This is a genomic window from Ancylobacter koreensis (genome assembly GCF_023016525.1).
In the GTDB taxonomy this organism is placed as follows: domain Bacteria; phylum Pseudomonadota; class Alphaproteobacteria; order Rhizobiales; family Xanthobacteraceae; genus Ancylobacter; species Ancylobacter koreensis.
Map to the genome: position 1 here is coordinate 1 of NZ_JALKCG010000014.1, position 4,958 is coordinate 4,958.

At 63.7% G+C, this 4,958-nt stretch carries 1 protein-coding gene; it reads left to right on the forward strand.

Annotation, left to right across the window (positions count from 1 at the left end; genetic code table 11):
* Positions 1-569 precede the first annotated feature (569 nt).
* Positions 570-4,859 (forward strand): sacsin N-terminal ATP-binding-like domain-containing protein, encoded by a 4,290-nt coding sequence (locus MWN33_RS18935; protein ID WP_247202613.1) that lies wholly within the window; start codon positions 570-572, stop codon positions 4,857-4,859.
* Positions 4,860-4,958 lie beyond the last annotated feature (99 nt).

Here is a 4,958-nt window from a genome sequence, read left to right on the forward strand (position 1 = left end):
TGCGCTGAGGATCATGGGCATCCCCCACTTGGCCAAGGCGCCAATTCTACGCCGCAGAACAACCGCGTTCAGCGGCGCAAAAATACTTGTCAGATGCGGCGCGGGAGTCTTTCACGGGATACGCTTGGTGGAGCGGTCTGGCGGCAACGATCCATACTTGTTATTCGCCTGCCCTTGCAGCGAAGTCTGCTTTGCGCCGCCGTTTCGGCCGTTCAGCTAGGTCCAAGCCTGATCCGAAACCGCGGTCGTTCATCCAGCCCTTAGCAGCGGCCGGAATGACCGAGATTTGGGAGCCATGCCGACTCGGCAGCCCCCTGGTTAGCGGCGCAGGCAGGATATCAGGCACTGGAGCTCTCTGGTGTGCTCAGCCTTTTCGCGTTCCCCTCAACGCCGCGGCCGGCAGGTCCAGAGTCCCTACACGCCGCTCGCCTTCATGCAGGCATCCGTTTTTCAAAATACATTTGGTCTTCCCATCTGGCACCGCCTCGGCAGTCTTGATCGGGTGCTTGACGGGCTGCGCGACTTCCCCAATCGGATCAAAAATTTTCTTGGGAATCAGGGGGCGCTCCTTGATCGCCGGCTTGAGCGGTTGCGTCAGGCTGGCGCATAGCGGAATGATGGCAACGCATCCGATCGACGCTCCCGATCTCCCCGAAGAAGAACCGACGCCGGAAACCGTGCTCGGCTGGCAACGCTGGATCGCGGAGCGCCTTGAGGACAGCGAAAACGGCTATCGTTCGAAGCCCGATCTGCTCAAGCACGACGCCAATGCCGAGAAGTCTATCGCGCGCGATTATGCCAATCGCGAGCTTCTCGAACTGGTGCAGAATGCCGCCGATGCCGCGACCGAACAGGGAGGCAATGGTCGCGTGCGCATCGAGATTCGTCCCGAGGGTTTCTGCGTCGCCAATACCGGCATGCCATTTCGCGCTGGCGGCGTGCGCTCCCTGATGACGGCGCATCTGAGCGATAAACCCGAGCGCGGCGCGGCGCTGATTGGCGCAAAGGGTCTGGGCTTCCGCGCGCTACTCAACTGGTCCTCGGAGCCCTTCGTCACGAGCGGGTCGCTGGAGGTCGGTTTCTCGCGCACTCATGCAGCGGCCCAGGTCGCCAAGCTGGCGCAGGCAGATACGCGCATCCAGAGGCTCATCGACCGCAGCCGCCGCACACCGGTTCCCATTCTGCCGTTTCCCGCAAGCGGCAGCGTGCTCGAGGCGGCCGCCGACCCAGTGCGCCAGCGGTTGATGACGCGCGCTCGTGCCTTGCGCGCACAGGGCTATGACACCGTCGTCGCCGCACCGTTCGAAGACGAGAAGGCGCATCAGCGGGCCCTCAAGCAACTCGACGAGTTTGCGCCCGACTTCCTGCTCTTCGTGAAAGCGATCGGAGAAATCATCCTCGATGATGGCGAGGGGGTTCCTCGTTGCTGGACCAAGCAGGCCAAGGGTGGGGATCGCTTCACGCTCAAGGTAGCGGAGGGTGAAACGGCAACTGAGCAAGATTGGCGCGCGGTGCGCGCGACGGGAACCTTGCCGGATCCCGAAGAGCCTGGTGGTCTTCGCGGGTACGAGTTGGCGATCGCCATGCGTTGCGGCGAACCTACACCGCCCGGGGCCCTCCATTGCTATTTCCCGACGGACATTCCGCTGCCTTTCCCGGCGCTGTTCCATGCCACCCTCGAGTTGGACTCGAGCCGTAAGACACTGAATGCGAACTCCGACGTGAATGCGGGCGTGCTGGCGGCGCTCTCGTTGTTCTATGCGGACACGCTGGTAGCATTTCGCGACGCTCCCGAAATGCCGCGACCGCTTACGCTGCTTGCTCGTACGGGCCTGTTCCCTGAGCCGCTCAAGCCATTCGAGACGCAAGTCTATGCCGCCGCCCGCGCGCGCCCACTGATCCCGACCAACGCTGGTACCTTTGCGACAGCGGAAGAGACCAAGGTCGAGCCTTCCGCCTATTCCACCTATCTGCCCAACCGCTTCTTCCCCGCGCTGGCGCGCAGCAGAAGCGGGGCGGATCGCGACGTGATCGAGCGTCTTTCTGTCGAGTTGCTGAAGCAGGACGAAATGCTCGCCGTGCTCCGCGGCGCGGAGATGACCATCGACGAACGTGCCAGTGCGATCGTGGGCATCGCCAAGGCCCTCCACGTAGATCTCCACGATCGGTCGCTACTGTTGGACACCGAGGGAAAGCCGCTCACGCAGAACAATACGTCGTTCCCGCCGCCGGCGTCGGGGACGCCGCCCGTGCTCCCCTGGTGGGCAAAGGCGAAGTTCCTCCATCCCGAGCTGTGGAACAAGATCAGCGACGGTCTGGGCGGCGTCATGCGCGACCGTTTCGACAAGCTCCAAGCTTTCGGGGTCAACGAATTCAGTGCGTCCGGCGTAATCGGGTCGCTGCGACGCGAGGCCAACAAGGTGATCCGGCAGCAGCCTAAGCGCGCAGATGCCGTGAAACGCGAACTGCTCGAAGCGTTGTTCGGGCTTCGGCAGACCGCCGTCGCACGCGAGGCAATTTTCCCGGCGGGCGCGACCGAAGTGATTTGCGCCGACGGCGCCTGGCGCGACGCGGGTCATGTTCATCTCTCGGCGCCATACGGCGATACCGGGTTCATCGTCTCGGCGCTCTATCAGGGACAGTCAGGCTACCTCGTAGCCGGGCCGGAATCCTATCCCTTCTCGTCGGACGTGACGGCGCTCCGGGAGTTCTTCCGGTGGATCGGGGTCCATGTCTGGCCCAAGGGCGTCGAGGAGTCGGTTCCGCCGATGTATCGCCCGCTTCTGATCGATGCGCTGCCTGACGTTTTCGATGTCGCCGACGGCAATCACCGCAGCGTGCTGACCAAGGCAGAACTCGTCTGGGGATCAACCTATCTGGCCAAGTTCGACACGGTCGTGGGGCTGGCCGGGATTCTGGCTAATGCGCCGAGCGCTGCAATCCTGACCTGGCTCGCCTTCGACGCGCGTTTCGACATGATCAATCCGAAGCCCTTTGCAACCCGGCTCACCGGGCGAACGGGCCGGGCGAACTGGAAGCCCTATGTGGGCCAGCTGCCGGACCTAGTCCGGCACATGATCGCGACGCGACCCTGGCTGACGGTGTCGGACGGCGAGAAGGTCGCGCCTTGCGATGCAATGATTTCGCCCGGGCCGCTCGCTACGCTATTCCAAACCCCGGCCAAGCCCAGCGCCGCCGAAGAAGCGCAGTTCGGATTGTCGAAGGCCATCTGGGCCCGCGGCCTAATTCATGCACAGGTCCCGGACAAGTTGTCGGACCTTGCCGAACCGCAAATCTATCGGCTCCTAGCGGGCCTCGAGAAGCGTCGGGCAAGCCCCGATGTCGTCCGCCGCTTGTACGGCCAGATCCTACAGATCGACGATTTCGATCCGTCACGTGGCGGCGACGCGGGCGCCCGCTTCCGGGCCACCGGAACGGTGCAGGCCCGCAAGGGCGGTGGGATCGCTTGGGTGCAAGTCGGGAACGTTCTTTATCTGGATCGCGATAATTTTCCCGCGACGGCGCGCGATCATCTTGCGCTGCTCGACTTGCCGACGCGCAGGGGTGCGGCCGAGATCGCGGCGCGTTTCGGGGTGCGGCCGCTGAGCAAGCAGAACTTCAGCCTGACGGTTACGCGCGCAGTGCTGGAAGAAGGTGGTATCGCCGGCCATCTTCACACCCGCTTTCAGGACAGCCTGCGGTTCATCAAGACGCTCCGCCTGGCGAACTCCGTCGACACCGGCAAGCTAGCGCGCCTGGTCGGATTGAAGCTCGAGATCGTCAAGGAAGCGGTATTGGCATTCAGTCTGGGCGACGCCGTCCACGACGGGGAACTCGAGCCCGGCAAATATCTCCTCGACGGCGACCGGCTGCTGATCCGGATCGATCCACAAGAGCATATGGACGAAATCGTCATGCGCGCGCTGACTGCCATCGGCGACGGGCTCGCGGAATTCTTCGAGCTGCAGAATGGAGACGATTTCGAGAAGCTTCTGATGGCGACCAACAACAGCCTGCGCATGCTGCAGCTGCGCCGGCTGCTCGCCAACCAGACCTCGCACGAGATCGACGCGTTGCTGGCCGCGATCGAAACCGAGATCGCCGCTCCCGAGGAGCCCTATGCAGTGGACGCGGCGACGCTGGCTTTGGCGCTCGCGCCACAGGCACCTTTGCCGCTTCCCACAATCACCCCGGCGTCGAACGTCGTGCCACCGATCCCGGCGCCGTCCGGGACGCCAGCACCAGCGGAACAGGCAGCGACGCCCATGTTCACGCCAACCCCGGCGCCCGTGCCATCCGCGCCGCCACCAAAGGCCACCGCGGTCACGGTAGTCGATCTCGAGCCAAGTACCGGCTCGGGGCGCGGCGGTGGCGGCGGAGGATTGCGAATCGGCGGTTTCCCGGTTGCAGCCTCGGGCCGGCCGGATGTCGCTGCACCGAACGACGCCGAAGAATGGGCTATGCTCTTCGAAAAGAACCAGGGCCGCTTTCCCCTCCGGGTCTCGCGACTGCAAGGACAAGGCAGCTATGGCTGCGATTGCCTGAGCTTTGCGAGCGAGGCTGATCGCGTCGCCTTCAAGGACGCGCCTGAGGCACATGTCGACAAGATCCTGCGCTTCATCGAGGTGAAGTCGGGTACGGTCCGACTGACGGGCACTGAGCAAATCTCTGCACTGCGCAATCGCGGCCGCTACTTCATCTACCAGATCCAGTTCGACGCGCAGGGGCGCACCACGGCGCATCTGGACATCGTCGCAGACCCGCTCAGCCACCGGGCTGCCTTGGTGCGCGAATGCGAGGTTCGGATTGACCAGATTGCAACCCGCCGGCGCCACAAACTCAGTGCGGTTGCCTCGTAAGGGACGCGTTGCGGGTAGGACGTCTGACGTTGCCCCTCCTGGCTAATCCAGATTGAAGTTCGTTCTGGCCCACTGAGAGGACCAGAACATGAGGCGCAG